Source organism: Pseudoduganella umbonata, assembly GCF_014192225.1.
Classification (GTDB): domain Bacteria; phylum Pseudomonadota; class Gammaproteobacteria; order Burkholderiales; family Burkholderiaceae_D; genus Rugamonas; species Rugamonas umbonata.
On the sequence record NZ_JACHXS010000031.1, the window covers coordinates 1 to 1122 of the forward strand.

At 68.9% G+C, this 1122-nt stretch carries 2 protein-coding genes; both read right to left on the bottom strand.

Annotated features, from left to right (window positions below):
• Positions 1-248: hypothetical protein (locus tag FHS02_RS32020; RefSeq protein WP_308700808.1), on the bottom strand; the 248-nt coding region annotated here is incomplete at its 3' end.
• The coding region (locus FHS02_RS31145) for a type VI secretion system Vgr family protein (protein ID WP_308700809.1) at positions 227-1122 on the bottom strand (896 nt) is incomplete at its 5' end. The genes FHS02_RS31145 and FHS02_RS32020, both read right to left, overlap by 22 nt.

The window sequence follows — 1122 nt, forward strand, 5'->3', positions numbered from 1 at the left end:
TCATGATGACGCCTCCCTCGATATCGTGGCTTGTTGACACTTCCACTTTGGCACATCGATGCCGTTTCGGAGGGGGCGTCCATCCCATTGCCTTGATGCTTGCCTTGTTCTTCCGGATCGATCAGCGCCAGCAAGTCCTTCTTGGCCTGCACCGCTGCTTCGCTGGTCAGCGCCTGCTGCGCCTTGGCCGAGTCCAGCAGGGCGGTGTCGAGCGTTTGCGCCGCCTTCAGCGAACCGACCGCTTCCATGGGTCCATCTGCGTCGACGCGACACCGGCGCCCCGGCCCGCGCGTGCCGCGGTGGTCAGCAGCACGCCTTCTCCGCCGCGCACCACGGCCCACGCATCGGTGCCCAATTCGAAGCCGGTTCCACGATACCCGCCGCGCTGCGCCGAGCCTGGCGACTGGGCGACCAGATAGCCAAGATTGAGCTGGGAAGCGGCACCGGACGTGGCCAGGCGCATGCGCAGCTGTCCCTGCGTGTCGTCCAGCTGCCACTGGTTGTAGCCGCCGCCATCGAAGGTCCGCGTATGGATGCCGGAGAGCGTGCCCGGATGGTTGGCGCCGGAGTCGACGCCGGCGGCGAACGGCGGCGCATCGGCACCCGTGTACAGCTGCGCCACCACGACCGGGCGGTCGATGTCGTTTTCGAGGAAGTCGACCAGCACCTCGGTGCCGATGCGCGGCGTGAACTGGCTGCCCCAGTTCGGACCGGCCAGCGCTTCGGCCACGCGCACCCAGGTACCCGAGCGCTCGTCGCCGGGGGCGCTGCCTTCTTCGTCCACGTCATGACCGAGTCCACCGGGATTGGCGCCGACGCCGCGCTGCCATGCAAACTGCACGCGCACCTGATGGTCGCGCATGGTGGTGGCCACTTCGTTGGCGACACCGACGACCAGGGCCGTTTGCGGGCCCAGCGCCGTGTGGGCATGGGGCAGGGCGGTCGCCACCGGCACCAGTGGCACGGCGTCGCGCACGCAGCCGAAGCGGTTGCGGTAGGTGCCCGGCTCCACGCGGGAGCGGGCACCGGCCAGCCGGGGCTCGAAGTTGTTGCGCGCCTCGTGCTCGACCCACAGCACCTTGAAGGCGTTGTCGCCGTCGGGATAGCGCTCGTGCTGGGTGA